We start from the raw sequence: 25642 nt of genomic DNA, 5'->3' as shown, positions 1-25642 counted from the left end.
GTTCCCGCGTCCGGGATCGGGCGGCGGCGGTCCGGGTCAGGACCGGTCGCTCCGGCTGCGGCGCAGCATCGCGAAGCCGAGGCCCGCCGCGCCCACCGCGGCCATGCCCCCGCCGGCGGCCAGCAGCAGCGGGGTGTCGGCGTCCGCCGAAGCCGGCGTCACGCCCTCCGCACCGGCCTTCACGCCGCCCTTGGGGACGACCCGCTGCTGCTCCGCGGCCGTCTTCACCGAGTCGGTCTTCTTCGCGGGGGCGGGGGCGACCGGCTTCGTACCGCGGTCGCCGTCCTTGGCGACCTCGTACTTCTCGACCGGCTTCGGCTTCTGCGCGTCCTCGACCCAGGAGGTCACGGTGCGTTCGGCTGGAGGACGACGTGCAGGCCGTTGTTCTGGCCGTAGGCCGCCGCGCCGCCCTCGCTGACCAGGGTGTCCAGCTTGGCGCCGCCCGCGAAGATGTCGGCCTCGAACCGGTCGGCGCCGACCTTGTAGACCTTGGCGACGGAGCCGTCGGCCAGCTTCACACCGGTGACGAACACCCGGCCCGCCGGCGGGTCCTGCTGGTCCTGCTGGCCCGCTCCGGGCACGACCTGCGGCTCCGGGACGGCCGGGGAGTCCGCGAAGGCGGACCCGACCGGGAGCGCCAGGACGGCGGCCGCGCCGGCGACTACGGCGGCGGTACGGAGGGTGGTGCGGCGGCGGGGGCTGCGCATGGGGAAGGCTCTTCTCGTGCTCGTTGGTCCGGGGTTCGCGGCGGCGACACCAACGAAGCCATGGGTCCGGTATGTCCGTATTCCATCGGCCGTGTAACGGAGTCCCGCAGACGGCCGCGCAGCCACGTAACCCACCCCGGGAAGACCCGCCGGAGCCCCTGCGGGCCATCCCTGAGGCGTCCCCCGATCGCCCCCTAGGGGATGTCACAGGTCAGCCGCAAAGGGGGCTGTTTCCGGCAGCCCGGCCACCGGGCCCCGCCGGAGCGGGTACTTTCGATCACGTGGCTGGATTCAGGATCGGACGCGGCCGGGACAACAACCGCACCCCGCAACAACCCCCGCGGCAGCAGCCGTACGGTCAGCAGCAGGCCGCGCCCCACCAGGCGCAGCAGCCTCCCGCACCGTACGGCCAGCAGCCCTACGCTCCCCAGCAGTGGCCCCAGCAGGCCGCCGCCGGGGGCCACGGCGAGCCCGAGTACTACGACCCGCACGGCGGCCCCGGCGCGCCCGCGGGCCAGGGCCCGGGACCGGGCTCGTACCCGGGTGACGCTCCGGGGTACACCCAGGCCTTCGCGATCGGCGAGGACCCGTACCCGTACAACCAGGGCGCGACCTACCAGGCCGGCGCGGCCCAGGCCGCCGCTCCCACGGGTCCGCGGCTGCCGTGGAAGGAACTGCTCCGCGGCATCGTGACGCGGCCGGGGGCGACGTTCCTGCAGATGCGCGACTACCCCGTCTGGGGCCCCGCGCTGACCGTGACCTTCCTCTACGGCCTGCTCGCGGTCTTCGGCCTCGACGACGCCCGCAAGGACGTCATCAACGCCACGCTCACGAAGGCGATCCCGATCGTCCTGTCGGCGGGCGTGGCCTTCGTGATCTGCGGCCTGATCCTCGGCGCCGTCACCCACACCCTGGCCCGCCAGCTGGGCGGCGACGGGGCCTGGCAGCCCACCGTGGGCCTGTCGATGCTGGTCATGACCCTCACGGACGCCCCGCGCCTGCTGTTCGCGATGTTCCTGGGCGGGGACAACATGTTCGTGCAGGTGCTGGGCTGGGCCACCTGGGTGGCGGCCGGCGCGCTCTTCACCGCGCTGGTCAGCAAATCGCACGACCTGCCGTGGCCGAAGGCCCTGGGCGCGTCGGCGATCCAGCTGATCGCCCTGCTGTCGATCATCAAGCTGGGCACCCTCTAACCAGCACGGACACCGGAAACACGCACGAAGGGGCCCGCCGCGCGAACCGCACGGCGGGCCCCTCCTCACTACCTACTACGCACTACCTACTACGCACCGCTCAGGCGTCGAGAACCTGACCCTCGCGCTGCACGACGGGCGGCTGGACCGACCACGGGAACTCGATCCACTCGTCGGTCTTCTTCCACACGTACTCGCACTTCACGAGCGAGTGCGACTTCTCGTAGATCACGGCGGACCGGACCTCGGCCACGGCGCCGAGGCAGAAGTCGTGGACCAGCTTCAGGGTCTTGCCCGTGTCGGCGACGTCGTCGGCGATCAGGACCTTCTTGTTGGAGAAGTCGATCGCGTCCGGCACGGGTGCCAGCATGACCGGCATCTCCAGAGTGGTGCCGACCCCGGTGTAGAACTCGACGTTCACCAGGTGGATGTTCTTGCAGTCCAGGGCGTACGCCAGTCCTCCGGCGACGAAGACGCCGCCCCGGGCGATGCTCAGGATGATGTCGGGCTCGTAGCCGTCGTCGGCGATGGTCTGCGCCAGCTCGCGCACGGCGCGCCCGAACCCCTCGTAGTCAAGGTTCTCGCGTACTCCGTTGCTCATGCCTCGTGCCTCACCTGGGTTCGGTGGAAGTTCTGGAAGGAGCGCGAGGCGGTCGGTCCGCGCTGCCCCTGGTACCTGGACTCGTACCGCTCGCTCCCGTACGGGAACTCGGCGGGCGAGCTGAGCCGGAACAGACACAGCTGCCCGATCTTCATACCCGGCCAGAGCTTGATCGGCAGCGTGGCGAGGTTCGACAGCTCGAGGGTCACGTGCCCGGAGAAGCCCGGGTCGATGAACCCGGCGGTCGAATGCGTCACCAGCCCCAGCCGGCCGAGACTGGACTTCCCCTCCAGTCTGGAGGCGATGTCCTCGGGCAGCGAGATGACCTCGTACGTCGAGGCGAGCACGAACTCACCCGGGTGGAGGATGAACGCCTCGTCCCCCTCCGGCTCGACCATCCGGGTCAGATCCGGCTGCTCGGTGGCGGGGTCGATGTGGGCGTAGCGGTGGTTCTCGAACACCCGGAAGAACCGGTCGAGACGTACATCGATGCTGGAGGGCTGCACCATCGACTCTTCGAATGGGTCGATGCGAACCCGTCCGCTGTCGATCTCGGCCCGGATGTCTTTGTCAGAGAGAAGCACGTCCCGAGGATACGCAGAGCGCGCGGGCCGCCCCAATCGAGGCGGATCCCCGCGCGCCGGTCGACCACCTGCGGCTCCCGCGATCCCTACCGCTTGGGGGCACCGCCCACGGGCACCGCGTGCCTCAGCCGCGCGCAGCGCGGACACCGCAACAGCCGGCCCGGCCCGATCCGGCCGGCACCGAGGTGCTGCAGCGGGAACGAAGCGGTGCTGAATACGTGCCCTTCGGCACAACGGACGACGGTGTGCTCCATCGAGTCCCTTTCCCCAACCAGCCGTACTGCGACGAATCGCCACATTAGGGGATGAACAAGACCCACTCCAGCCGCCGCTCCGCACTCACAAGGTACGCCCCAACTCCCGCCCCCACGACCCTCCGTGCACCACACACGCACGAACGGCCCCGGGGTTAATTCACCAGGGGTAGATCATGGGGTAGGGTGAGGAACGATACGGATCCAGGCAACTGGACCGATATGCGGATGTAGTTTAATGGTAGAACATGAGCTTCCCAAGCTTATAGCGCGGGTTCGATTCCCGTCATCCGCTCTTGCAAGAAGGCCCAGGTCAGCGACCTGGGCCTTCTTCGTTGTCTAGACCTGCTCAGGGACCCCGCACCACTTGCGCACCACTCGATACCCGAGCGTCCCAGGGCGGCTTCATCGAGGAGTGCAGGCCCAAGTCGAAGATCGATCCGCACTTCGTCGACCCGCGCAGCGCCGGTGGCCTGTACCCGTTCAAGGGCAAGTGCGCCTGCCTGATCGGTGCGGACGGCGGCATCGCGCCCAAAGGGCAGCAGAGTATTTCTAGTTGGCGGCCGCAGAACCTCTTCCGGTGAATCGCCGGGCGTGTGGTGCAGCAGGCGCACCTCCCTGCTGCACCACGCAGGGACGTCCTACGGAGCACCACCTGCGCCCGCATCGCGGGCCTCCGAATACGAAGCGCCGATCCCGCACTCCCGTCCAAGCCGTTCGGGCCCGGCCCTACGCGACCTGCCCGCTTTGACGGCGCGACGGATTCGCATATGCGTGCGAGACACCTCCGCCTTCCTGACATTGCGTCACCCATGCAGACTCATTTTTCCGATATACGGCCTATTGCTCTGAAATATGCGTGAGTACTACCGGGTAACGGCGTATCACTACCTCTGGCAGGGAGTCGCTCGGCGGCCCCCGCTCAGGGTGAGCCTTCGCGAGGGATCGCAGGTGGGGGCCCTCCGCCCTGGCCAGTGATCGTCACGGGCGGCCGTGGTTCTCCTTCGGGAGGGCTGAGACGCCAAGCAACAGAAAGGTCCTGCTATGGCATTGGACGTCATTCGATCGGGTCCACCCGACAGAACGCCTCAACGCAGTCTGCTCAAACGGGGAGCCATCTTCCTGCTCCCCACCGCACTCTTTGCGGCGGCCACCCTGGTACCGAACTTCGCTCACGCCGCGGAAGCTCCCGTGGGACTGGGGACCGCCACCAATTACGCGGTTCTGGCCGGTTCGACGGTCACCAACACGAACACCCCCACCATCATCAACGGCGACCTGGGACTCTATCCGGGCACATCGGTGACCGGCTTTCCGCCCGGCATCGTCAACGGAGTGCAGCGCATTGCCCCCGACGCCGCCGCCCTTCAAGCGAAGAACGACCTCGTCACCGCCTACAACGACGCGGCGGGCCGGGGGCCAGGGACCGTGCTCGCTTCGGCCGAGATCGGCGGACTCACGCTGGCGCCCGGCGTCTACACGGCCCCGTCGACAGTGGGAATCACCGGAACGGTCACTCTCGACGGCAAGAACGACCCCGCCTCCGTCTTCATCTTCCGGATCCCCTCGACCCTGATCACGGCTCCGGCGAGTGTCGTGGCCTTCATCAACGGAGCAAATGCCTGCAACGTGTTCTGGCAGGTGGGCAGCTCCGCCACCATCGACACGACCTCCCAGTTCAAGGGCAACATCCTGGCCCTGGAGTCCATCTCGGTGAACACCGGCGCCGTGATCGAAGGCCGCGCCCTGGCGCGCAACGGCGCGGTCACGCTGGACAACAACACCATTACGAGGGCGGCTTGCGCCGTTGGCCCGCCTGGGCCCCCCGGCCCCACGGGTTCGCCCGGCCCCACCGGTTCGCCCGGACCGACCGGCGCACCTGGCCCCACTGGCAGCCCTGGCCCGACCGGCAGCCCTGGCCCGACCGGCAGCCCTGGCCCCACTGGCAGCCCTGGCCCGACCGGCAGCCCTGGCCCGACCGGCAGCCCTGGCCCCACTGGCAGCCCTGGCCCGACCGGCAGCCCTGGCCCGACCGGCAGCCCTGGCCCGACCGGCAGCCCTGGCCCGACGGGCGCTCCCGGCCCCGACGGCTCGCCCGGCGCACCCGGCCCCACCGGCAGCCCCGGACCCGTCGGCGCACCCGGCCCCACCGGCAGCCCCGGACCCGTCGGCGCACCCGGCCCCACCGGCAGCCCCGGACCCGTCGGCGCACCCGGCCCCACCGGCAGCCCCGGACCCGTCGGCGCACCCGGCCCTGCAGGACCCGCCGGACCCGCCGGACCCGCCGGACCCGCAGGACCCGCCGGACCCGCAGGACCCGCTGGACCCGCAGGGCCCAAGGGGCCGCGCGGCGACAAGGGCGGAAAGGGTGACCACGGCGACCATGGCCACGGGCACCACGACCACGATCACGACGATGGCGGACCCGGCCACGATCACGACGACGAGGACGGCGGCGACCACGGCCACGGACACGACGGGCCCGACGACGGCCGACCCGGCCACGGACACGATGACCACGGCAAGCCTCCATGGGCCAACTTCCTGCCGGGCAAGCTCGACGGCGTTCTGAGCCCCGTGGGTCCCGGCCACACGGCCAAGAGCGTCAACTTCGCCCCTGTGAGCGCCGCCACCCGCCAGCAGCCGGAGGGAGCATCGCCCGTACTCGCCGCGAACCACGCGAGCAGCGGGCCCGGCATCGTGGCCGTCTCCGCAGCCGCGCTCGCATTCCTCGGAGGCTCGGTCCTCTTCACCATGAAAAGAGTCCGACGTACGGCTACCCGTCAGGACTAGCCCGTCGCGGACGTGACCGTCTCACGCCCCTAGCCATCGGAGGCTGGGGCTGAAGCTCGGTCAAGCGCACAGGATGCCCTGTCAGCCGTTCGGCGGCTGAGCCCCTGGACTCGTCGTCCAGGGGCTCGGTGACGCTCGGGGGCCCCAGATCCGGCGGCTCGGAACAGCCCGCGCAGGGAGAGGAGTCGGCGGTGAAGAATCATCCGGTGGCCGGATTCACTGACGGACTGGCCGTCAGGACCTCGAGGGACAGGGTGCCTGCACGCGCTGAACTCCCTGCCCTGGACGGCGGGGGTCAGGCCGGAATTCCGTACGGCCGTACGTCTTGGCGACTTCGTCGATGAAATCCCGCGTACGGTCCGGGCCCAGCGCCTGGGCCTGCAAGTACGCATACATATCGCTGTAGATCCGCACGTCGGATCGTTTCTCCAGATAGAGGTCGCTGGTGAACCTTTCCAAGTACACCACGCTCCCATCGGCGGCGTCGGCAAATTCGAGCAGCGCGAACTGTCCGGAGACACCCGGGTGCGCACCCACATCGTGAGGGAGGACCTGCAGGATGATGTGCGGCTGGGCGCTCAGGTGGATCAGATGGTCCAGCTGTTCGCGCATGGTCTCGCAGCTGCCCACGACGCGCCGCAGCGCCGATTCGTCCAGAACGGCCCATAAGCGCAGCGGATTGTGCGGGGAACCCAGCCGACTCTGGCGCCGCAGGCGCACCTGGAGGCGCGTGGCGGCCTGTTCGGCAGTGGGACGAGGGATCGTTCCTGCGATGACGGCCTGGGCGTAGGCAGGAGTCTGCAGCAGGCCGGGGATCACCATGGGCTCGTAGAAACGGATCGTGGCCGCTTCGGCCTCCAAACCGATGTAGGCGCCGTAGGGGAGGTCGCCGTAGGAGTTCCACCAGCCCTGCTGACCCGATTCCGTGGCCAGCTGCATCAGCCGGTCAACGCGCCGCTGGTCCTGGACTCCGTACAGCCCACAGAGATCGCGCACGTCGCGCGGCTTGATGAGGCGGCGGCCGTTCTCCAGCAGGCTGATCTTGGGCTGGGAGATCAGCAGGCGTTCCGCCACCTGCTGCGTCGTCATTCCGCTGATCTCCCGAAGCCGGCGGAGCTCCGACCCCAGTCGGCGTCTACTGACGGTGGGATTCACAGTGACGCCCACGGGACGCATACCTCCGCTCCAAAGAACCTTGCATTGGCGAACAGGCTCCCATGGGCGAGGCCGCCCGATCCGCCTTGAATCCGTTTCGCGCACGGCGATTCGCGCCGGGCGAAGAACGACCTAAACTTCGCATTACCCTAACCCAGGCGGCCATATTTTCCGATTTAGATGAACAGGAATGCGAATACCGCCTCAAGGCGACCGCGATAATCGAAAATCGCCCCGAATTTGCCACACTCCGATGCAGGTTTCTGCGTAATATGCCTGTCGACAGGGCCTGACACTCGACGCGGCACTCTCACGTGCGGCGGCCCGGAAGGGCGGCCCCGGCGTGTGAATGTGCCGGGGCCGTTGTGTCACCGTCCCCGCGGAACGAGGCGCGATGCGTTCGGCCGACGTACGCGAGTGACGCGACCGCGACGCCGTCGACGCGCTCTCCGCGTCAGCCAGATCCATCACGCTGACCGAGTCTCCGGCCAGTACCGATGCCCTGTGCAGCGGCCAGCCGGTCAACGTGACCTTCAAGCTGAACACCAGCGGCAGCCTGCAGGCGCCGCGCCAGGACTGGGCGGCGAACTCACCAAACAAGGCTAGCGCGGCGATCAGCGCGCAGCGCTCTGGGTAGCGCGTGCCACTACGTGCCAGTCAGGTCGGTGAACAGCGGTCAACAGGGGTCTGTCCGGAGCCCCCAGCAGCATCCCGGGGAGGAATGTTTTCGCAGGTCAGCAGCCCATCAGGGCTCCAAGCGCCGGTTCATGTGACCCGCGCCACATGGGCGCCCGGATTCGCCTGTTCGCAACCCTGAAGCAAGCCCTCGACCACACCGCCTGCGCGGCCAAGTTGGCGACGGCGCGACGCTCCCCCTACGCCTCCGAATGCCACCGAAGGCACTCCCCGTCGAAGCGCAGACAGGCTCGCCCCGATTCGGCAGATGATCACGAGTGGTGACAAGTAGGTGACGCGTTGTCAGTGGTGGGTGCTTTCATGGATCCGGTGCGCAGGGAGCCGCATCGCGACTGGTGGGGGGATACAGCTGTGCCCTGGATCAATGACTACTTCCGCGCAGACGGCACTCGGGTCAAAGGCCACGTCCGGCTCCCTGCCGGGGCACGGCGGGAGACCGCGCTGCTCGGCCTGATCGTCGCCGGAGTGATCGTCTTCGGGAACGGGACAACATCTGCGGGGGCCGGAGCAGGCTCGGGTCAGGAGTTACCCAGGCCGCAGTCGACGGTGGTCTACCCGATCAAGTGGCCGACGTGGGAAAACCACCCCGCACCCCAACCCATACCGACGGTCTCCTATCCGATCGTCTTCCCCAGCACGGGGAACGGCAGGTGAGCCCCCGCCCACCCGCGAAGAGGCGCAGGCGCACCAGCACGGCGCGGCGCCGGAAGGCCACCGGCTCGGAGGAGCTGTGGCTCATCGGCCTGGCCGGCCTCGTGGCCCTCAGCCTCATCGTGGCCGTGATGTCGTGGCTCGCCGCCCATCCCTGGGTCCTGGTGCTCGGCCTCCTCGCAGCCGGTGCCGCGGGCGCGCTGTGGCTGCGCCGACGCCCAGAAGGTCGGCGGACGGGGCGACAACGGCGCGGACGTCAAAGCCACCGACCCCTACGGGCGCCGCTGGGTGATCCAGTGCAAGCACCGCAAGGCCGGCTGGCAGGGATCCGCGGTCGGCACCCCAGACCTCCAGGTCCTCAACGGCACCGGCCGCCAGATACACGGCGGCGACGTCCTCGTCATGCTCACCAACGGCCGCTTCTCCGGACCCGCCCACGACTTCGCCAAGTCCCAGCACCTCCACCTCGTCGACCGCCACCTCCTCGCCCAGTGGGCCAGCGGCTCGCGCACCCTGTGGGAACTCCTCCGCGCCGTCCCACCACCCCGCAAACCCACCTCGCTCCCCTGACCGAAGGGAGAGGGAGCGGGCGACTGCGTCGACAAACCGCGGTATGGATACGGATACGCATGTGAGGCCAGACAGCCCATGCCTGGCCTCACCGCGGGGGAACCTCCCGGACGAACTGCGAGACAACGCCCTCTCACATGTGGCAGCGACTGCTGTATCGCCACCGTGCACTCACTCCAGGCCAGTGGCTTCGAGGTGGGCGAAGGAGGCCGCGATAAGCCTGGGCCGTGTCACTTCGGGGACAGCGGCATCGGGCAGATCCTCCTCCAGCCCCCACGCAGTGTTGAACGTCATCGCCACGCCCTCCGGGACGATGTGCTCACGCAGCCAGCCGACGAAATTCGCGGCGGATTGGGCGGTGGCGTCCGACGTAGTGCGGGCAGGAAGCAACATGCCACGTCATCGTCACCCGGCGGCGGCCGTCTGCGGCGACGGTCCGGGCCTGCCCGGCAGCCGGCCAGGCAGCGCAGTGCGGGCACACCACGGTCTCGAACTTCAGCTCAGCCATCACTCGTGCCATCCTGCCCGCCCACTGCGCTCGGGGGAGGAGCAGGACGCTCCGACGGGCCGCCTACGTCGTAGCTGGCGAATACGCCAACTTTGGAAACACTGCACTGGGCGTGAATCAATACCTGTCCCCGCGGGCAGAGGGTTTAGCGGGCGACGCGAGGAGAGTTTTTGCCGCAGTGCAGGGGTTATAAATATTCGCCCCATGGAATCCACTGCGGCATGCTACTGTCCATCTCGGTTGCAGTTTTGGTACCCAAAAACTTAGAGCACCTCCAGCCGGCCTCCGCGCCGCATGGTGGTGCTTCATATTTCCGGTCAATTCCGGGCGGGGCATCATCGCGGCGACACGGTCTCCGCACAGTGCGGACTCCGATGTACTGCCCCCAAGGAGATATGACATGGCTGCTGGCACCGTGAAGTGGTTCAACGCGGCAAAGGGTTTCGGCTTCATCGAGCAGGAGGGCGGCGGAGACGACGTCTTCGCCCACTTCTCGAACATTGCCGCCCAGGGCTTCCGCGAGCTGACCGAAGGCCAGAAGGTCACCTTCGACATCGCGACGGGCCAGAAGGGCCCGACGGCGGAGAACATCGTTCCCGCCTGACGCTGACGCGCGTGGTGCAGCTGGGGCCCGCATCCCTCGGGGTGCGGGCCCCAGCTGCACACATCTCCCCCACAGTGCTTCCACCCGCGGGTCCAAGCACGGGATGCCGCCTCCTCGGAGCCGCACCCAGCTCATTTCTCAAATTTTCGCGTCCGTATGACGCCACCTCACGGCAAGCGCCCGTAGCCGCACAGATTTCTCGCGGACGGGATCCGCTTCCGCATTCCATTCGGCCCGTTCTCGCAATTCTCTGCGCCGCTATTCCGCTGCGGGAATTCCTTGATACGTGCCGCATCAAGGAAGGTTTCGCATGAATCCCACACGTAAGAACGAGCGCTCGGCCAGTACCCGCAGCCGCACCGGCGGCCCCGCCTTCGGCGCCGGCGCTGGTTCGGGTCGCGGCAGCCGTTTCGGCTCTTCATCCCCGAGCCGCTCCGGAACCCCAAGCCGTTCCGGCGGTCCGAGCCGCTCGGGCGGATACGGCCGACGGCCCGCCGCGATCCAGGGAGAATTCGCCCTGCCGAAGACGCTCACCCCGGCACTGCCCGCCGTCGAGTCCTTCGCCGACCTCGACATGCCGGCCCAGCTGCTGACCACCCTAAGCCGCGAGGGCATGGCCACGCCGTTCCCGATCCAGGCCGCGACCCTGCCCAACACCCTCGCGGGCCGTGACGTCCTGGGGCGCGGTCGCACCGGCTCCGGCAAGACCCTGGCCTTCGGCCTCGCGCTGCTGGCCCGTACGGCCGGCCAGAGCGCCGAGCCGGGGCAGCCGCTCGCGCTGGTCCTCGTACCGACGCGTGAACTAGCCCAGCAGGTCACGGCCGCGCTCACCCCCTACGCCCGTGCCGTCAAGCTGCGCCTGGCCACCGTGGTCGGCGGCATGCCGATCCACCGCCAGGCCGCTGCGCTGCGTGCCGGGGCCGAAGTGGTCGTCGCCACCCCCGGCCGGCTGAAGGACCTCATCGACCGCGGTGACTGCCGCCTGAACCAGGTCGCCATCACCGTCCTCGACGAGGCCGACCAGATGGCCGACATGGGGTTCATGCCCCAGGTGACCGCCCTGCTCGACCAGGTGCGCCCGGAGGGCCAGCGGATGCTGTTCTCCGCCACCCTCGACCGCAACGTCGACCTGCTGGTCCGCCGCTACCTGACCGACCCCGTCGTGCACTCCGTCGACCCCTCGCAGGGCGCGGTCACGACGATGGAGCACCACGTCCTGCACGTCCACGGGACCGACAAGCAGCGGACGACCACGGAGATCGCCGCCCGCGACGGCCGCGTGATCATGTTCCTCGACACCAAGCACGCCGTGGACCGCCTCACCCAGGACCTCCTCAACAGCGGAGTCCGCGCCGCGGCCCTGCACGGCGGCAAGTCGCAGCCCCAGCGCACCCGGACCCTGGCCCAGTTCAAGACCGGCCACGTCACCGTCCTGGTCGCCACGAACGTCGCCGCCCGCGGCATCCACGTCGACAACCTCGACCTCGTCGTGAACGTCGACCCGCCGACCGACCCCAAGGACTACCTGCACCGCGGCGGCCGCACCGCCCGCGCCGGCGAGTCCGGCAGCGTCGTCACCCTGGTCACCCCCAACCAGCGCCGCGAAATGGCACGACTCATGCAGGCCGCGGGCATCACCCCGCAGACCACCCAGGTCCGCTCGGGCGACGAGGCCCTGAACCGCATCACCGGCTCCCAGGCACCCTCCGGCATCCCGGTCACCATCACCGCACCGATGTCCGAGCGGCCCAAGCGCAGCACGGCCTCCCGCGGTCGCCGCGGGCCCGCTTCGGCCGCCCGGCGCGCGAGCGCGCGGCAGTCCGCCTTCGATGCGGCGGCCTGAGAACAACTTGATCAGGAAGCTGACCCATCACTGCAGGAGGCAGATTTTGACGCTGGTCCAGATGCAGCCCCGCCCGGCGCATGCCAATGCTCATGCCGACCTCGTCCACCGGACGGTGAACGAGGCCATGGAAGCGGGTGGTCCGCAGGTCTGCGACGACATGACCGTCGAGGTGGCCCTGGCCGTCATGGCCGGCTCCCGCGCGGAGCATCTGCTCGTCTGCGACGAGGACGGCCTGTGTATCGGGCTGGTCACCCAGGCCCAGCTCACCGCCGTCCGCGTGAGCGCGGCGTACACGGACCGGCTCCGCGTACGCGATGTCCTCGGCGACCGTGGGGCGTTCACCTCGCCCATGACCGCGATGGCCGAGGCCGAGCACGCGATGCGCTACCGCAGGCTCACCGCCCTGCCCGTCGTAGACGAACAAGGCAGCGCCCTGGGCATCCTCGCCCTCGCCCGCTGAACCGTCCCAGCTCGGCACGACCGTCCCCTCCTTCTCCCTGTGAGGCATCATGCGCTGTGTCATCGCCCGCTTCCCGTTCGACCTGACCAAGAGCGGCGTCCTGGAGTCCATGAAGGGCATCAAGCCCGAGCAGGTCATCGGCGAGTCCGTGATCATCGGCCGACGCACATACCCCGTCAAGCAGGTCGGCCAGGTCATCACCCGCCAGGACCGCCGCGACTTCAGCGTCGGCGAAGTCCTCCGCGCCATGACCCAGCTCGGCTTCACCTGCCGCGGCAGCCTTCCCCGAACAGCCGTGGCCACGCGCATGCTCAGCCCGCTCCAGCGGGCCTCCGCGATGCTCGGCTCCCCCGTGACCGCCTGACCGGTGGGCCCGGCACATGCCGCCACCCGAACAGCGAAGAGGGCCCGACCGGCGCACGCCGGTCGGGCCCTCTTCGCGTACCGAGTCCTGACCGCCAGAATCCGTGCGGAGAAACCCGGAGAAGCCCTGGACCGGCTACCCGCCCGCGGGCTCGCGCCTATCCGCAGGTCCGAAGGGGCAGGAGGGCGCGTACGGTCTTCCCGCCTTCGGGCGTGGGCGTGACGATGGTGGCGTGGGCGAGGTCGTTGACCATGTGCCAGCCGAACCCGCCGGTGCCGTCGACGTGGTCGGGGGTACGCATGCGTGGCGGATGGGGACTGGAGTCCTCGACTGCGACCTCGATGATGTCGGGGTGCACGGCCAGCCGGAGCGTGTAGGCGCCGCCGCCGTGACGCAGGGCGTTGGTGACGAGCTCGGAGACGACCAGGATCACGGTGTCGGCACATTCCGGCCCGACGGCCGGCTGGCCGAGGGTTTCGAGGAATGTCCGGGCGGCCTGGCGCGCCTCGGCGACGGCGGACAGAGAAGCAAGGGCTGTGCACTGGGCGCTCATCGCGGTCATCGCGCGCTCCGGGTCTGTTGTCGGTGTCCGGCCTTGCCTGCCCGGTCGTTGTGCCCTGACCCACGACTGTTCAACCTGACGGGATCCGATTACCTCAGCGACACGCACTCAAAAATCTACCTTGGCTGAAGTAGACATTGGGTGGTTACGTGGTTATGGTTTCTCTCGTAGCCCAGAGAGACAGCAGGGCCTGGCAGAGACGAACTGCCGGGCAGCAGTACCTGTAGGTGCAGTAACCAGCAGTGAAGTCAGTGAGCAGCACCTCGGTGAAGGCGTCGGCTGCGGGCGCACGCACCGGGAAGTTCGGCAGTGGGGTTCCAAGCCAGAGCAGACGCACGACGGGCGACGGGGCTGGCTGCCGAGGGGTGGCGCTTGGCCAGGCCACGCGCAGTTCGCAGTACCAGCAGTGAGAGAAGTACCCGCAGTACGCAGTCCCCCGCCTGGTAAGTGGTTGACACCGAGGGATGAACGGAGGAGTTGAAGCGCCATCAGGATCGCCCGGACGTAAGTCTGAGTCCGGGTACCGCAGGACATCGATAGTGAGGTGGTCTCCGGTCAAGCAACCGCGATCCCCGTACCCCCGGCAGCATCTCGGCCGGGTCGGCGGAAACAGAAGGCCGGCGCAGTAACAGGACCGGCAGATGGTGTAGCAGTTCCTTCGGGGCCCTGGCGTCGTACGCGCCAGGGCCCCTCACTGCGCTCCGCCTCCTTCCTCCACCTGTTGCGCAGTGAGGTGCGATGACAGCAGACGACTCGTTCGGTCGTCTCGACGAAGACGGCTACCCCGCCCACACGATGGGCCGGGCTGCAGAGGTGCTCGGTACCACCCAGGCCTTGCTCCGCACCATTGGAGAGGCACACCCGATCACCCCGCTGCGTTCCGAGGGCGGTCACCGCCGCTACTCCCGCTCCCAGTTGCGCATCGCCGCCCGCGAACCTTGCTCCCCATGGTGACGGGCTGTTGGGGCGTGTAGCGTCTGCGTTAGCTGTCGTGGTTCGGAAGTCCCCTTTACCCACGCCTTGGTGTGGTTCTTTTGCTGTGCAGTGCCGCAGGAACCAGGACGATCACCTCCGCCTTCCGCATGGAGCGGGAGGCGTTCATCGACTGGAAGGCATAAGACATGGCTACGGGAACTGTGAAGTGGTTCAACGCCGAAAAGGGCTTCGGCTTCATCGCCCAGGAGGGTGGCGGCCCGGACGTCTTCGCCCACTACTCCGCGATCAACTCCTCGGGCTTCCGCGAGCTCCAGGAGGGCCAGGTCGTCACGTTCGACATCACCCAGGGCCAGAAGGGCCCCCAGGCCGAGAACATCAACCCGGCCTAGCCCTCCCCACCACGCCCGCGCGGCCACCGCGATCGGCGCTCACGGCTGTCCATACAGCTCGCGGGCGCCGCCCAGCGGACATCTGCGATGCCGGCGGGATCCGAGGAGTACCAGATCAGGGCCGCGCAGCGTTTGCTGCGCGGCCCTGATCTGCATCTGTAGCGGACTGAAGTTTCCCCGTGATCTCGGACACTCGTTCGTTACGCGGCGAGGGTGTGCTGTTGCCGCTGTCGGGTCTCGGCTGGGGTGAGGTAGCCGAAGACCTTGTGCTTGCGGAGCCGGCGGCGGTTATAGAAGGTCTCGATGAAGTCGAAGACCTCGGCACGGGCGGTGGCCCGGTCGGGCCAGACGCGAGTGCCGATCTCTTCTTTGAGTAGGGCCCAGAAGCTCTCCGCGGCGGCGTTATCGAAGCAGGATCCGGTGCGTCCGCAGCTCTGGCGGAGGCCCAACTCGGCTATTTCACACCGGAATTGGTTGCTGGTGTATTCGCTACCGCGGTCCGAATGCACTATGCAGCCGGGCCTGAGGCGGCCGCGGCCGGCAGCCATCTTCAACGCGTCGACGACGAGGGTGGCGCGGTGGTGGTCGGCCATGGAGTAGCCGACGACCTCGCGGGTGGCCAGGTCCAGCCAGCAGGCGAGGTAGAGCCAGCCCTCGCCGGTGGGCAGGGCGGTGATGTCGCCGACCAGCTTCGCGCCGGGGATCTCGGCGTGGAAGTCGCGGCTGATCAGGTCCGGTGCCGGCTTCGCCTTCCTGTCAGGCCGGGTCAGCGATCGTCTCTTGCGACGGTGGGCGCCCTGGATGCCGTGCTCGCGCATCAGACGGGCGATGCGCTTGCGGTTCACGCACCGTCCCAGCCGCCGCAGTTCGGCGTGGATGCGCGGGACACCGTAGGTCTGGCGGGAGGCGACGTGGATGACGGCGATCTCGTGCACCAGGGCCTCGTCGGCTGCCAGGCGGGAGGCCCGGGACTTCGCCGCGGCGAGCCAGGCGTAGAAAGAGGAGCGGGCCACCTTCAGCAGCCTGCAGAGGAAAGCGACGCCGTGGGTGGTCTTCTCCGCCTCGATGAACGCGTACGTGTCGTTCACCGATCGCTCTCCTTCGCGAAGAAGACCGCGGCTTTTCGCAGTACCTCGATGGTCTTGGCCTGCTCGGCGGCGAGCTTGCGCAGCCGCTTGAGCTCCTCCCTCTCGGCCATGGTGAGCTCACCGGGCCGTCCCTCGCCCCGGTCCGTCTTGGCCTGGCGGTACCAGCCGCGCAGGGACTCCGAGCTGATGCCCAGGTCCCGGGCGACGGCGGTGACCGTCTTACCCGTGGAGTCGACGAGCGCGATCGCGTCCCGTTTGAACTCCTCGGTGTACCGCTTCGTGTACTTGCTTCCCACCTGGTGCTACTTCCTCTGGAACCTCGGGTCCCAGTCTCCAGGTGTCCACGATCAAGGGGAAGGTTCAGACCGACCGACGGGGAGACTGACCGGCGGCTGTCCGTCTCCTTCACCCCGTCCCGCGACGTCCTCGCGTGGGATCAGTGCCGCTCTGTCCCGCTTACCTCTGGCCGGCAGGGGCACGCAGGGCCATGACGGTGAGCCCGTGATCGCGTCAGGCCGGTTCGGTCAGGGCGTGGTCGGCATGGGGAAGCTCGGAGACGTGAGCCGCCGTCCCTTCCAAGGGCAGGAGAGGGCGCAAGGAGCACGAGACCGGGTTTCGGTCGTGATCGACTTCCCAGGTCGACAGGGCAGCGGGAGCGGCCGGGATCGACAACCGCTCGCCGCAGTGGCGTGGCGAATCCGGCGGGCGTCCGGTGTCCAGGTCCAGCTGGGCAGTCCCGGGAAGCAGCCGTGTTCGAGCCCGATTACCTTCCGACCAGCCGAGAGTAAATCTATCTCGGTCGGAGTAGACATTGGGCGGTGGCGTGGTTATGGTTTCTCTCGTAGCCCAGAGAGACAGCAGGGCCTGGCAGAGATGAACTGCCGGGCAGCAGTACACGCGGTACCCGTAGTTGCAGTGCGCAGAGCGGTGCGGTGGTGGAGTTCCGAAGCCAGGGCTGGTGCAGGACGGCGACGGGACTGACGACCGGACCGGGTGGCCCGCAGTGATCAGGGGCCACCACATGCAGTACCCAGCAGTGAAGTCAGTGAGCAGCACCTCGGTGAAGGCGTCGGCTGCGGGCGCGCGCACCGGGAAGTTCGGCAGTGGGGTTCCAAGCCAGAGCAGACGCACGACGGGCGACGGGGCTGGCTGCCGAAACGTGGCGCTAGGGCAGGCCGCAAGCAGTACAGGCGGTACGCAGTAGAGCAGTGAGCAACACCGGCAGTACGCAGTCCCCCGCTTGGTAAGCAGTTGATCACCGAGGGAAGAACGGAGGAGCTTAGCGCCATCAGGATCGCCCGGGCCGGCAGGTCGAAGCCCGGGTACCGCAGGACATCGTTAGTGAGGTGGTCTCCGGTCAAGCAACCGCGATCCCCGCATCCCGATCACGCATGAGTCGGGTCCGCGGACACAGGAGGCCGGCGCAGTATGAGGGCCGGCAGATGGTGTAGTAGTTCCTTCGGGGCCCTGGTGCCATAGGCACCAGGGCCCCTCCACGCGTTCCAGAAAGAGGTTCAATGACAGCAGATGACTCGTTCGGCCGTCTCGACGACGACGACTACCCCGCCTACACCATGGGCCGGGCCGCAGCCATGCTCGGCACCACCCAGGGATTCCTCCGCGCCCTGGGCGAGGCCCGCCTCATCACCCCGCTCCGCTCGGACGGCGGTCACCGCCGCTACTCCCGCTACCAGCTGCGCATCGCCGCCCGCGCCCGCGAACTCGTCGACCAAGGCACCCCGATCGACGCCGCCTGCCGCATCATCATCCTCGAAGACCAACTCGAAGAAGCCCAACGCATCAACGCCGAATACCGCCGCGCCAGCGAATCCTCCGCTCCACCCGCCTCGGCCTGAGGTGATCGCGCCCGTCGGCATCGGCGGGCTCACGATCATCTCGGCCCGCGGCTCGGGCGCTGGACGGAGTGCTACTCGGGCGGCGAGGCTTCTGCGAGGTCCGCCCCGGCGTCGGCGCTGCGCGTGGCCTGGTGCGTACCGTGCCAGTCCAAGCACATGACCGTCGCGTCGTCCTGGAGACGTCCGTCATGGGCGCGCAAAACCTCTGCGACCAGGGCGCGGGCGGCCTCACGTGGGTGGAGATCGCCTGTGCTCACGATCAGGGAGAACAGGTCGACATCAACGGCGCGGCGCTCCAGCATGCCGTCGGTAAGCATCACGAGCCGGTCACCCGGCCGCAGGTCCAGCCGCTGCACCCGGTAACCGGTACGTGGCCGGACCCCAAAGGGCAGATCCACTTGGGGAACCAATTCCTCAACCTTTCCCTGCCTCAGGCGCAGCGGCCAGGGGTGCCCCGCGTTGACGAACTCGGTGGACCCGTCGAGCAGGCTGACGCGCAGCAGCTGTCCGGTGACGAAGCCCCGCCTGCCGTCGTCCACGATCGCTTGGTTGGCCTCGACAGCCTGTTCTTCGAGATCGGCCCCGGCACGTCGCGCCCTGCGCAGGGCGCCCACGGCCAGGGTGGCGAGAAGCGCGGCTTCCACGTCGTGGCCCATGGCATCGGTGACGGAGAGCTGCATGGTGTCGCGGTCGACGACGTAGTCGAACGTGTCACCGCCGACGTACGTCGCCGGTTCCAGTGCTCCGGCGACCGTGAACTGGGCCGCCTCACATGCCAGTGAGGCGGGGAGGAGCCGGTGCTGGATCTCGGCCGCCAGGTTCAGGGGACGCGTACGGCGGCCCCATTGATAGACATCGGTGAAGGACCGGTTGGCGATGACGATGTAGGCCAGGGCGTGCGCGGTCGCGGCGATCTGCCTCATCCCGTCGTCGTCGGGATGGTCCGGCAGGAACAGTTCGAGCAGGCCGATGGCGTCACCGCGGTTGGTGACGGGCGCCACCACCCTGACCAGACCGTCGCCCTCCAGCTGGACGGCAGGCCGTTGTGTGCGCAATACGTCCGCGTAGAGGGTGCCCGGCAGAGCGATGCGCTCAGGGGGGTCACCGGCCTCGACGTAGTCGGCTGCCCCGAGCCGCACCACGGACGAACCGCTGAAGTCCACGATCAGGAACGTGACCGCAGCAGCGTTCAGGCGGTCCCTGAGCATCCGGGCGACGACATCCAACGACTCGACTGGGGAGGCGGATTCCGCTGCCGCGAGCGTGTCCGCGAGATCCATCTGCGCAGGCCGCTCACCGCCGCCGAGCCCCTGACCGGCGCCCCTATCTGGCTCCGTCGGGGGCATGGTTGCTCCTCTCCTCCTCCGACACGATGGGAAGTCGGCCTCTCCCGGGACCTGCTCCCCGTCGCTCTTCCCGGAGCACCCGAAGCCCACACCCGGCACTGATCCGGACTACCCGCTGGGCCGGCCGTTCCCAACCCTGCACGAGGACCCGTACGCCAGTAGGCCGCTACGCCCCGTGCAGGCCGTGCTGCCGAGCTGCTTCACCCGAACAGCGGGCAGCGGCCCGCGTACTCGGGGAGCGTCGTCGCCATCGCTGCCTGGGAGTCACTGTCCGGCCACAGGCGTAGCGCGCACGCCCGGCATGGGCCAGGTCAACACCCTGGCGGTGTACTCCTTGGACGTCTCATCACCTGAACGGGCTCCTGCGGACCCGCCGACCAGCGCGGCCAGCGCGGCCAGCGCGGCCAGCGCGGCCAGCGCGGCCAGCGCGGCCAGCGGCACCTTTCCTGATGGCCATACCTGGCACCTCCGGGGACCCGCCGTGCTGTCGGCAGGACGGGCGCAGTGGTCAGTGCTTGAAGGCGTCCTTGATCTTCGCCCCGGCCTGCTTGATGTTGCCCTTCACCTGGTCACCGCGACCTTCGGCCTGCAGGTGCCAGTTGCCGGTGATACGGCCAACGGCCTTCTTGGCACCGCCCTCGACCGCCTCGGCCTTGTGGGCGATCTTCTTGCCGATACTCATAGCTGGCCACCCTTCCTGAGTGCTCCGGCATGTGGAGACCTACCGGGGCTCCGATCGGTGTGTGAACGGGTTGAGCCCCCTCCGGTGCTCTCCGCCCGGGTTGGGCTCCCGCCCACCCGTCGCCTGTGGGCGGGCGATGCCACGCTGGTCCACGACATCGGCGCGGTCGTTGCCGACGGTGGTCCCCCGGCGCGACGTGTCGTCGTCGGCGTCCTCCTGTGGATCCTGGGATCCGTCGGACACAAGGTCGGCGGACGGCGGCATTACTGGTAGCCGCACCTGCCCCCGCGGGGAACACTCGTTCCCGCACGACCCCCGACGCCGAGGATGCGCACAGCACGGCCGCCCCACGGCCCCCGGCGCGCCTCCGGCACTCGCGTCCGCGAATCTCCGCCGGCGTACTGCTCCTCATCGCCGAAATGCTCTACCTCGCCGTGAGATCGGTACTGCACTGGCGCCGCCCGGCCCACTGACCCGCCTGCCACCACCCCGCCGTTGTACGCAAAACACCGGCCGGTGTCTCCCTCACGCAGAGAGGATCGCGTGGGAAGCCACCGGCCGGTACATGTCTCAGGGCCGTCACATGGGGTCGACGTCCCCGAGGCCCCGCTCGCTCTCCTTCTTGCTCTGCTCCGAGAGCCGCATCGCCTTGTCCTTCAGCCGCTGGCGCTCCGCCGGGTCGGTGGCACGCTCCGCGGCCTGCTCAAGCTTGGCCGCCTGGTCACGCATCTGTTGGGCACGGCTGCCGGACTCGCCTGCAACGCTCATGATCACTCCTGGGATCTGGGGGAGAGCGGATGCCACCAGCGAAACAGCACCCCCACGCCCGCGCATCCCGAACGGTCACCCACCGCTATCCCCGCAGCACAGGCCGGGTACCGAAGGTCACCCGGTGTTCTCAGCGGATGTGTCGGCGTCCGGCGCGACGCCCGCGCAGGCCCAGGTAGACCAGGGCCGCCACGAAGAGCAGGATGCCGATGAACAGCAAATAGAGCATGCCTTTGGCAGCAACGCCGATGATGCCCAGCACCATCGCCACGATGACCAGGATCAAGAAGACCTTCACGACGTGGACACCTCCTAGAGCGAATGGGGCTCAGCGGCGCGCGAGCTGCCGCTCGCCGCCCGCACCGGGCCGGTAGGTGAGGCCGTAGTGCTGGAAGATGCTCGCCTCTTCCTCCGCAGGCAAGACGTCGTCCGTACCGATCGATGGGCTCTTCTTCACCAGCGCCTTGTCGTAGTCGACCTTGACGTACCCCGGCCCGACGATCGCGCCGACCAGCGGAACGAAGACCAGCCGGTGCCGGGTGGGCAGCCCCACCAGCACGGTGGCCATGGCCGGTTCGTCCGTGCTGGTGTCCACGTAGATGGCCTCCAGGGCGCCGATCCTGTGCCCGCCCGAGTCGACCACGTCGTGGGTACGCCACTCGCGAATGTCCGCTGCCTGGATCATTCTCAGGTCCCTTCGCACGATCACAGCCCGGCCGGTGCACTTCCTAGCCTGCCCCCGCCTGACGGGGGAAACCAGTTCGGCACACCCTAAGCAAGGCCTCGCCCGTCACACCGATTCTGTGCATCTGGGCTGAGGGGGCTCCCGCCAGAGGGGTGCACACGCCGTGCGTCGAGGAGTGGGTTGAGCGCGGAGGAGTCGCAGAAGGTCAGGCCGCTGCAGTCGACCACCAGCGCTCTGGCCGGTGAGGCATGGGCGAGGGCCTCGGCCATGGCGAACCTCAGCGAGGGGGCCATCTCGATGTCGATCTCGCCGGTGGGCCGGACCGCCACCGTATGGTCCAGGACCTCTACGGCGATGTCGCCGGCACCGGCTTCCTGGGGAAAGCGTTCGCCCATGGTGGATCACTCCTTCGATCTACAGGCGTGGCCCCCGAAGGCGTGTTGGTCAGCGCCGGTACGGGGAACGGGTCACGTGCTGCGCTGGTCGTGAGTGTTCTGGCGGAGCTGGTCGGTGTGCCGGGTCAGGGCGTCGATGCGTTCGACGAGGTCGGCGTCTTCGGGTCGCAGGTGGGGCCGCGTGTCGGTCAGGGGGCGGACGAGGCGCGCGGCGTCGTTCTCGGCGAGGGCCTGGTTCAGGTCGCCGACGGCGCTCTCGGCGCTGGCGGGGAGACCGGTGAGGGAGGTGATCTGGCCGGCAAGCCGTCGCAGGTCGGCTGCGTTGTCGCGGGCCCAGGCGGTCACGGTGCGGTCGGCGGCGCGGGTGTCACGGGTGGCCTGGACACGCTGGTCGCCGGTGCTTCCGGCGGTGCCGGGGCGCAGTCGCAGGTAACGGCGTTCGGCGGCCTGACGGCTGGCGACCCCCAGGGGTCCCGCGAGATCGGCCCAGCTCGCTCCGTGCCCGCGTGCGGTTTCGATCAGTCCGCTCTCCCAGCCGGCGAGCTGCTCACGGACCTCGCGCAGCGTCAGCAGTGCGGCCAGAGCAGGGTGGGGGCCCGAGCCCGGTGGGGTCGTCGCTTCGGCCGTTTGCCATCTGGCGGAGGGTTGTTGCGCGTCCTTGACGGCCTGGTTGATGGCCTCCAGCGCCGCGGCGGCGGCAACGAAGGGGATGGATGCTGTCGACTCGGCAGACTCGTTCATGGCACTCCCCGCGACCCTGTCACCCTCCAGGTGACATCTTGCTTGTCATCGTTTCGATGACATGTTACAACGGGAGCACGTTGAAGCGCATTGGCAGTTTCTGCCTGAACCAACTGGAGGTGTTTCGCGATGTTGATGCGCACTGACCCGTTCCGCGAGATGGACCGGATCGTCCAGCAGCTGTCCGGTACGTCGGGCACGTGGTCGAAGCCGTCCGTGATGCCGATGGACGCCTACCGCCAGGGCGACGAATACGTGATCGCCTTCGACCTCCCCGGCGTGAGCACCGAGGCGATCGACATCGACGTAGAGCGGAACATGCTGACCGTCAAGGCCGAGCGCCGGCCCACGGGTAAGTCCGACGGCGTGCAGATGGAGCTCTCCGAGCGACCCCTGGGCGTCTTCTCCCGACAGATCATGCTGGCCGACACCCTGGACACCGAGCGCATCGAAGCCGACTACGACGCGGGTGTCCTGACCCTGCGGATCCCGATCACCGAGCGCGCCAAGCCCCGCAAGATCACCATCGGCGGCGAGTCCGGCCGCAGGCAGATCTCCGGCTGACCAACCCCGCCGGCAGCGGAGGACGGGGAACCGATTCCCCCTCCGGCACCCCGCCCTCCGCCCCCCTTCACCCTTCACCCCTCCCTGGAGGTGATGTGATGACGTTGCGCAGGGAAGCCTTTCTGGCCCACGTCCAAGAACATGGCGAATACCAGACTCCGGCTGAAGCAGAACGGGCGGCCCGCGTCGTCCTGGCCCTGCTGGGCGCGCACCTGGTGGGCACCGTTCGGGCCGAGCTCGCGGCCCGGCTTCCCGAGACCTACGCCCTGATCCTGCTCAACCCCCTGCAGGCCACGGAACCGCTCCCTCCCGAGCGTTTCGTCCGCGCGACCGCGGCCTGGATCGAAGGCGCCACCGAGAAGACGGCCCTGTGGGACATCGGCGCGGTCCTGTCCACCGTGGCCGCCGCTGCAGGCGATGTCCTCACGCGCGAGGTCCTGCTCCAGCTCCCGCCCGGCTATGACCTCCTCTTCGGCCACCCCCAACCCGCCTGACCACCCCCGCCCGCACCGTCCGCAGCGGGCCAGACCCTCGAAGAGAAAGGCAACCGCAGCACCATGTACGACCAGCCTCGACCGAACCCGGCCCCGCCCACCATGACGTTCGAGCAGATGCTGGAACGTGTGCGCTACGAGGGCGCGTACCCCACCCGCGAACGCGCCGAGGAAGCCGTCCGCACCGTCTTGGCCGCCCTCGGCCGGCAAATCACCGGAGACGAACGCGTCGACCTCGCACAGCGCCTGCCCGTCGAGGCCGCCCTCACCCTCACCGCCCAGATCCCCGACACCGAACAGCTCACCGGCTGGGGCTTCGTCAAGGACCTGGCCACCCGCACCGGCGCCACCCCCGCCGCCGCACGCTGGGACACCGGCGCCGTACTCGCCGTCGTCACCCGCCTCGCGGGACCCGACCTCCTCGCCCGCATCCTCCACCAGCTCCCCGGCGGCTACGCCCTCCTCTTCGGCCAGGCGGAACTGCGCCAGCCCCAGCCCGCCATCTGATCATCGGCGCCCATCCGGCCCCGGATCCGCGGCGGCCACCCCAGCCCCCACCTCGCCTGGTGTTCAGTACGGGCCATCACCTGAACGTTCCGGGCGCGGAACCCGGGACGGAGATGTCCCTGCAGAAACCCGGGGTGTTCTGCTGGTCGTGCCGTCAGGGGGGCGGCGTCATGGAGACCCCCGGGACGGAGGAGGACTAGGAGCGCGGGTTCGATTCCCGTCATCCGCTCCACAGCAAAGCCCCAGGTCGGCGACCTGGGGCTTTGGTGTTGCCGTGCTCTCCAGGCCGGTGCCCGGACCATAACGTCCTTTCGAGCTCAGCCTGACTGGACAGGGGGCGTTACGGCTGCCGCGTGCCGCCTCCGCCGGAGCACCAGGCCCACAACCAGCGCGGCCACGGCGGCGCCTGCCGCACCGCTGCCCAGGAGCCAGGGGTCCATGGCAGTTTCTGCCGCCTGGTCCTGACACGAGCGGCGGGCCGCATCGTCGATCTGCACCACCCGATATCGGGCCCAGACCTCGCCGCCGCCCACCCAGTGGACCTCGTACAGACCGGGCTTGGCATCGCAGCGGATCGCAGCCGCGGCCGACATTCCCTTGGCGCCGTGCATGACAGCTTGGCTGGTGAAGCCCCGCGAGGTGAGGGTGTCGCCGAACCTCAGGTCCGCGTCGGAGCCCGCGAGCGTCACCTTGTCGCCGGGCTTGAACGTCCGTACGTCCCAAGGCGATTGCGGCCAGGATGCCCCTGCGGGCCAGTGCTCCTCCGGCTGCTCCAGGGGAAGGGCCGCAACCTTGGCGGGGCATGCCTTGCGTTCGGCCTCGTCGATGTCCGCCACCTCTACGGTCACCCAGACGTTGCCCTTGGCGCCACCAGCGCGGCTGTCGGGCCCGGCCGTCTCGACCGGGTAGACACCAGGCCTGGTGTCACACCTCACGATGGCCGCAGCGGTGATCACCGGATCGTTCATCCTCAGCGTCCCGTGCTCGACGAAGATCTCGGAGACCACCCAGTCCCCGTTCAGCCCCGGCAGGTACGAGGGCATCGCAAAGCTGAGCCGCTCACCGGGGCGCGCGGACAGCCGCGCTCCCATGGGTGGCGTGGAGTCCGGCGGATCCTCGCTCTGCGTCGCGACCGCATGCGCCGCGTTCGCATGCGCCGCGTTCGCATGCGCCGCGGGCGATATCAGCAGCAGCAGCCCCAGCACAGCGGACCAGCCAACCCTCTTTCCCACCATGCCCATTCGGCTTCTTTCCGTATCCGTCTACGTGGCTGCGTATGCCCCCGCCTGGGTCCCTTCTGGCCCCGCGGGAGCCAAAACGAGGGCCCAGGTCAGCGGCCTGGACCTGCTCCATTGTCTTGACCTGTTCGGGAGTCCAGCGGCACTTGCGCACCGCTCGGGTCGGTGACCATGGCCCTGCCACGGTCGGTCGGTCATGAGCGCCCGTGCGTCCGCAGCCGTCTGCCGGCGCTCGTCCTGCCGGACGGTGCGCAGGGACACCCCGAGGCGTTTGCCGGCTGCACGGCCTCCACGTCCGGTCCCAGCCCCGACGATTGCAGCATCCCAGCCCCCCAGCTGATGTGACCGCGCATACCGGCGGCCAGTTCCGAGATCGTAAGCGACGGGCCCGGACGGACCGGCGAG

The 25642-nt window shown here is 68.8% G+C and carries 31 protein-coding genes, 1 tRNA gene and 2 pseudogenes; 16 read left to right on the top strand and 18 right to left on the bottom strand.

The window, feature by feature from the left end; translation table 11 throughout:
- Positions 1–36: 36 nt before the first annotated feature.
- Positions 37–348 (bottom strand): hypothetical protein, encoded by a 312-nt coding sequence (locus tag AC3IYJ_RS21140; RefSeq protein WP_489396349.1) that lies wholly within the window; start codon positions 346–348, stop codon positions 37–39.
- Entirely contained in the window at positions 345–707 is a 363-nt protein-coding gene (locus AC3IYJ_RS21135) for a hypothetical protein (protein WP_489396348.1), read from the bottom strand. The genes AC3IYJ_RS21140 and AC3IYJ_RS21135 overlap by 4 nt, the downstream gene beginning before the upstream one ends.
- Positions 708–988: 281 nt before the next feature.
- On the opposite strand from AC3IYJ_RS21135, the gene AC3IYJ_RS21130 reads away from it, so the two are divergent.
- Complete coding sequence (locus AC3IYJ_RS21130) at positions 989–1900, top strand: Yip1 family protein (RefSeq protein ID WP_489396347.1); 912 nt, start codon at positions 989–991, stop codon at positions 1898–1900.
- Positions 1901–2000: 100 nt separating this feature from the next.
- Here AC3IYJ_RS21130 and AC3IYJ_RS21125 read toward each other — a convergent pair whose 3' ends face one another.
- Together AC3IYJ_RS21125 and dcd are read right to left on the bottom strand one after the other, a co-directional pair.
- On the bottom strand, positions 2001–2501 hold the full coding sequence (locus AC3IYJ_RS21125) for a phosphoribosyltransferase (RefSeq protein ID WP_330297658.1): 501 nt from the start codon (positions 2499–2501) through the stop codon (positions 2001–2003).
- The gene (gene dcd, locus AC3IYJ_RS21120; RefSeq protein ID WP_371617063.1) at positions 2498–3085 is read right to left on the bottom strand and encodes a dCTP deaminase; all 588 of its coding nucleotides are present in this window, start codon (positions 3083–3085) and stop codon (positions 2498–2500) included. Before dcd ends, AC3IYJ_RS21125 begins: the two co-directional genes overlap by 4 nt.
- Before the next feature lie 478 nt (positions 3086–3563).
- On the opposite strand from dcd, the gene AC3IYJ_RS21115 reads away from it, so the two are divergent.
- The 3 genes from AC3IYJ_RS21115 (at position 3564) to AC3IYJ_RS21105 (ending at position 6132) form a co-directional block, all read left to right on the top strand.
- Positions 3564–3634: transfer RNA gene (locus AC3IYJ_RS21115), tRNA-Gly, on the top strand.
- A 40-nt stretch (positions 3635–3674) separates the two neighbouring features.
- Entirely contained in the window at positions 3675–3923 is a 249-nt protein-coding gene (locus tag AC3IYJ_RS21110; RefSeq protein WP_489396346.1) for a hypothetical protein, read from the top strand.
- Positions 3924–4530: 607 nt separating this feature from the next.
- Positions 4531–6132, top strand: coding sequence for an ice-binding family protein (locus tag AC3IYJ_RS21105; protein WP_489396345.1), 1602 nt, complete (start codon positions 4531–4533; stop codon positions 6130–6132).
- 234 nt (positions 6133–6366) lie between these two features.
- On the opposite strand, the gene AC3IYJ_RS21100 is transcribed toward AC3IYJ_RS21105, so the two are convergent.
- Entirely contained in the window at positions 6367–7299 is a 933-nt protein-coding gene (locus tag AC3IYJ_RS21100; protein ID WP_489396344.1) for a helix-turn-helix domain-containing protein, read from the bottom strand.
- Between the two features lie 1035 nt (positions 7300–8334).
- Here AC3IYJ_RS21100 and AC3IYJ_RS21095 point away from each other — a divergent pair.
- Both AC3IYJ_RS21095 and AC3IYJ_RS21090 read left to right on the top strand, forming a co-directional pair.
- Positions 8335–8637 (top strand): hypothetical protein, encoded by a 303-nt coding sequence (locus AC3IYJ_RS21095; protein WP_489396343.1) that lies wholly within the window; start codon positions 8335–8337, stop codon positions 8635–8637.
- Positions 8634–9204, top strand: a pseudogene (locus AC3IYJ_RS21090) (restriction endonuclease). The gene AC3IYJ_RS21095 and the pseudogene AC3IYJ_RS21090 overlap by 4 nt, the downstream one beginning before the upstream one ends.
- A gap of 171 nt (positions 9205–9375) precedes the next feature.
- On the opposite strand, the gene AC3IYJ_RS21085 reads toward AC3IYJ_RS21090, so the two are convergent.
- On the bottom strand, positions 9376–9597 hold the full coding sequence (locus tag AC3IYJ_RS21085) for a hypothetical protein (RefSeq protein ID WP_489396342.1): 222 nt from the start codon (positions 9595–9597) through the stop codon (positions 9376–9378).
- 515 nt (positions 9598–10112) lie between these two features.
- Between AC3IYJ_RS21085 and AC3IYJ_RS21080 the strand changes: the two genes are divergently transcribed.
- The 4 genes from AC3IYJ_RS21080 (at position 10113) to AC3IYJ_RS21065 (ending at position 12986) form a co-directional block, all read left to right on the top strand.
- The gene (locus AC3IYJ_RS21080) at positions 10113–10316 is read left to right on the top strand and encodes a cold-shock protein (protein ID WP_489396341.1); all 204 of its coding nucleotides are present in this window, start codon (positions 10113–10115) and stop codon (positions 10314–10316) included.
- 310 nt (positions 10317–10626) lie between these two features.
- Positions 10627–12159, top strand: a complete 1533-nt coding sequence (locus tag AC3IYJ_RS21075) for a DEAD/DEAH box helicase (RefSeq protein WP_489396340.1) — start codon at positions 10627–10629, stop codon at positions 12157–12159.
- A gap of 46 nt (positions 12160–12205) precedes the next feature.
- Positions 12206–12622, top strand: a complete 417-nt coding sequence (locus AC3IYJ_RS21070; protein WP_489396339.1) for a CBS domain-containing protein — start codon at positions 12206–12208, stop codon at positions 12620–12622.
- Between the two features lie 49 nt (positions 12623–12671).
- On the top strand, positions 12672–12986 hold the full coding sequence (locus AC3IYJ_RS21065; RefSeq protein WP_489396338.1) for an SCO5918 family protein: 315 nt from the start codon (positions 12672–12674) through the stop codon (positions 12984–12986).
- Between the two features lie 157 nt (positions 12987–13143).
- On the opposite strand, the gene AC3IYJ_RS21060 is transcribed toward AC3IYJ_RS21065, so the two are convergent.
- Positions 13144–13548: an ATP-binding protein gene (locus AC3IYJ_RS21060; RefSeq protein ID WP_489396337.1), complete on the bottom strand. Its 405-nt coding sequence runs from the start codon at positions 13546–13548 to the stop codon at positions 13144–13146.
- Positions 13549–14286: 738 nt separating this feature from the next.
- Between AC3IYJ_RS21060 and AC3IYJ_RS21055 the strand changes: the two are divergent.
- Together AC3IYJ_RS21055 and AC3IYJ_RS21050 are read left to right on the top strand one after the other, a co-directional pair.
- Positions 14287–14481: pseudogene (locus AC3IYJ_RS21055) on the top strand (MerR family transcriptional regulator); the annotation flags it as partial.
- Positions 14482–14669: 188 nt separating this feature from the next.
- On the top strand, positions 14670–14873 hold the full coding sequence (locus AC3IYJ_RS21050; protein WP_202202768.1) for a cold-shock protein: 204 nt from the start codon (positions 14670–14672) through the stop codon (positions 14871–14873).
- A 200-nt stretch (positions 14874–15073) separates the two neighbouring features.
- Here AC3IYJ_RS21050 and AC3IYJ_RS21045 read toward each other — a convergent pair whose 3' ends face one another.
- Both AC3IYJ_RS21045 and AC3IYJ_RS21040 read right to left on the bottom strand, forming a co-directional pair.
- On the bottom strand, positions 15074–15961 hold the full coding sequence (locus tag AC3IYJ_RS21045; RefSeq protein WP_489396336.1) for an IS3 family transposase: 888 nt from the start codon (positions 15959–15961) through the stop codon (positions 15074–15076).
- Entirely contained in the window at positions 15958–16257 is a 300-nt protein-coding gene (locus tag AC3IYJ_RS21040; protein WP_489396335.1) for a transposase, read from the bottom strand. The genes AC3IYJ_RS21045 and AC3IYJ_RS21040 overlap by 4 nt, the downstream gene beginning before the upstream one ends.
- Before the next feature lie 1221 nt (positions 16258–17478).
- On the opposite strand from AC3IYJ_RS21040, the gene AC3IYJ_RS21035 reads away from it, so the two are divergent.
- Positions 17479–17817 carry a MerR family transcriptional regulator gene (locus AC3IYJ_RS21035; RefSeq protein ID WP_266879683.1) on the top strand — a complete coding sequence of 113 codons (339 nt, stop codon included), beginning with the start codon at positions 17479–17481 and terminating at the stop codon, positions 17815–17817.
- 71 nt (positions 17818–17888) lie between these two features.
- Here the strand turns inward: AC3IYJ_RS21035 and AC3IYJ_RS21030 are convergent, their stop codons facing one another.
- The 8 genes from AC3IYJ_RS21030 to AC3IYJ_RS20995 form a co-directional block, all read right to left on the bottom strand.
- Positions 17889–19097 carry a PP2C family protein-serine/threonine phosphatase gene (locus tag AC3IYJ_RS21030; RefSeq protein WP_489396334.1) on the bottom strand — a complete coding sequence of 403 codons (1209 nt, stop codon included), beginning with the start codon at positions 19095–19097 and terminating at the stop codon, positions 17889–17891.
- Positions 19098–19427: 330 nt separating this feature from the next.
- On the bottom strand, positions 19428–19604 hold the full coding sequence (locus AC3IYJ_RS21025) for a hypothetical protein (RefSeq protein WP_489396333.1): 177 nt from the start codon (positions 19602–19604) through the stop codon (positions 19428–19430).
- 67 nt (positions 19605–19671) lie between these two features.
- Positions 19672–19845, bottom strand: coding sequence for a CsbD family protein (locus AC3IYJ_RS21020; RefSeq protein ID WP_489396332.1), 174 nt, complete (start codon positions 19843–19845; stop codon positions 19672–19674).
- A 579-nt stretch (positions 19846–20424) separates the two neighbouring features.
- Positions 20425–20613, bottom strand: coding sequence for a DUF6381 family protein (locus AC3IYJ_RS21015; protein WP_489396331.1), 189 nt, complete (start codon positions 20611–20613; stop codon positions 20425–20427).
- A gap of 130 nt (positions 20614–20743) precedes the next feature.
- Positions 20744–20911: a hypothetical protein gene (locus AC3IYJ_RS21010; protein ID WP_489396330.1), complete on the bottom strand. Its 168-nt coding sequence runs from the start codon at positions 20909–20911 to the stop codon at positions 20744–20746.
- Positions 20912–20941: 30 nt separating this feature from the next.
- A complete protein-coding gene (locus AC3IYJ_RS21005) occupies positions 20942–21298 on the bottom strand; it encodes a PRC-barrel domain-containing protein (protein WP_489396329.1) in 357 nt (118 codons plus the stop codon).
- Between the two features lie 86 nt (positions 21299–21384).
- Positions 21385–21693, bottom strand: a complete 309-nt coding sequence (locus tag AC3IYJ_RS21000; RefSeq protein WP_489396328.1) for an STAS domain-containing protein — start codon at positions 21691–21693, stop codon at positions 21385–21387.
- A gap of 72 nt (positions 21694–21765) precedes the next feature.
- Positions 21766–22434: an HSP18 transcriptional regulator gene (locus AC3IYJ_RS20995; RefSeq protein WP_489396327.1), complete on the bottom strand. Its 669-nt coding sequence runs from the start codon at positions 22432–22434 to the stop codon at positions 21766–21768.
- A 129-nt stretch (positions 22435–22563) separates the two neighbouring features.
- Here AC3IYJ_RS20995 and AC3IYJ_RS20990 point away from each other — a divergent pair, with 129 nt between their 5' ends.
- From AC3IYJ_RS20990 to AC3IYJ_RS20980, 3 genes are all read left to right on the top strand, one after another.
- Entirely contained in the window at positions 22564–22998 is a 435-nt protein-coding gene (locus AC3IYJ_RS20990; RefSeq protein WP_489396326.1) for an Hsp20/alpha crystallin family protein, read from the top strand.
- Positions 22999–23096: 98 nt separating this feature from the next.
- Positions 23097–23492, top strand: a complete 396-nt coding sequence (locus AC3IYJ_RS20985) for a DUF2267 domain-containing protein (protein ID WP_489396325.1) — start codon at positions 23097–23099, stop codon at positions 23490–23492.
- Between the two features lie 63 nt (positions 23493–23555).
- Entirely contained in the window at positions 23556–23999 is a 444-nt protein-coding gene (locus tag AC3IYJ_RS20980) for a DUF2267 domain-containing protein (protein WP_489396324.1), read from the top strand.
- Positions 24000–24316: 317 nt separating this feature from the next.
- Here the strand turns inward: AC3IYJ_RS20980 and AC3IYJ_RS20975 are convergent, their stop codons facing one another.
- Positions 24317–25234 carry a hypothetical protein gene (locus tag AC3IYJ_RS20975; protein ID WP_489396323.1) on the bottom strand — a complete coding sequence of 306 codons (918 nt, stop codon included), beginning with the start codon at positions 25232–25234 and terminating at the stop codon, positions 24317–24319.
- Between the last annotated feature and the right edge of the window lie 408 nt (positions 25235–25642).

The organism is Streptomyces sp. GL_140, assembly GCF_057834465.1.
This window is presented reverse-complemented; position numbering and strand designations above follow the sequence as displayed.

Excerpts from the sequence above, each read along its gene's own strand:
- AC3IYJ_RS21135 (WP_489396348.1), bottom strand. The coding sequence starts at position 707 with ATGCGCAGCCCCCGCCGCCGCACCACCCTCCGTACCGCCGCCGTAGTC.
- AC3IYJ_RS21125 (WP_330297658.1), bottom strand. The coding sequence starts at position 2,501 with ATGAGCAACGGAGTACGCGAGAACCTTGACTACGAGGGGTTCGGGCGC.
- AC3IYJ_RS21085 (WP_489396342.1), bottom strand. The coding sequence starts at position 9,597 with ATGTTGCTTCCTGCCCGCACTACGTCGGACGCCACCGCCCAATCCGCC.
- AC3IYJ_RS21080 (WP_489396341.1), top strand. The coding sequence starts at position 10,113 with ATGGCTGCTGGCACCGTGAAGTGGTTCAACGCGGCAAAGGGTTTCGGC.
- AC3IYJ_RS21075 (WP_489396340.1), top strand. The coding sequence starts at position 10,627 with ATGAATCCCACACGTAAGAACGAGCGCTCGGCCAGTACCCGCAGCCGC.
- AC3IYJ_RS21065 (WP_489396338.1), top strand. The coding sequence starts at position 12,672 with ATGCGCTGTGTCATCGCCCGCTTCCCGTTCGACCTGACCAAGAGCGGC.
- AC3IYJ_RS21060 (WP_489396337.1), bottom strand. The coding sequence starts at position 13,548 with ATGACCGCGATGAGCGCCCAGTGCACAGCCCTTGCTTCTCTGTCCGCC.
- AC3IYJ_RS21050 (WP_202202768.1), top strand. The coding sequence starts at position 14,670 with ATGGCTACGGGAACTGTGAAGTGGTTCAACGCCGAAAAGGGCTTCGGC.
- AC3IYJ_RS21035 (WP_266879683.1), top strand. The coding sequence starts at position 17,479 with ATGACAGCAGATGACTCGTTCGGCCGTCTCGACGACGACGACTACCCC.
- AC3IYJ_RS21030 (WP_489396334.1), bottom strand. The coding sequence starts at position 19,097 with ATGGATCTCGCGGACACGCTCGCGGCAGCGGAATCCGCCTCCCCAGTC.
- AC3IYJ_RS21020 (WP_489396332.1), bottom strand. The coding sequence starts at position 19,845 with ATGAGTATCGGCAAGAAGATCGCCCACAAGGCCGAGGCGGTCGAGGGC.
- AC3IYJ_RS21015 (WP_489396331.1), bottom strand. The coding sequence starts at position 20,613 with ATGAGCGTTGCAGGCGAGTCCGGCAGCCGTGCCCAACAGATGCGTGAC.
- AC3IYJ_RS21005 (WP_489396329.1), bottom strand. The coding sequence starts at position 21,298 with ATGATCCAGGCAGCGGACATTCGCGAGTGGCGTACCCACGACGTGGTC.
- AC3IYJ_RS21000 (WP_489396328.1), bottom strand. The coding sequence starts at position 21,693 with ATGGGCGAACGCTTTCCCCAGGAAGCCGGTGCCGGCGACATCGCCGTA.
- AC3IYJ_RS20995 (WP_489396327.1), bottom strand. The coding sequence starts at position 22,434 with ATGAACGAGTCTGCCGAGTCGACAGCATCCATCCCCTTCGTTGCCGCC.
- AC3IYJ_RS20990 (WP_489396326.1), top strand. The coding sequence starts at position 22,564 with ATGTTGATGCGCACTGACCCGTTCCGCGAGATGGACCGGATCGTCCAG.
- AC3IYJ_RS20985 (WP_489396325.1), top strand. The coding sequence starts at position 23,097 with ATGACGTTGCGCAGGGAAGCCTTTCTGGCCCACGTCCAAGAACATGGC.
- AC3IYJ_RS20980 (WP_489396324.1), top strand. The coding sequence starts at position 23,556 with ATGTACGACCAGCCTCGACCGAACCCGGCCCCGCCCACCATGACGTTC.
- AC3IYJ_RS20975 (WP_489396323.1), bottom strand. The coding sequence starts at position 25,234 with ATGGTGGGAAAGAGGGTTGGCTGGTCCGCTGTGCTGGGGCTGCTGCTG.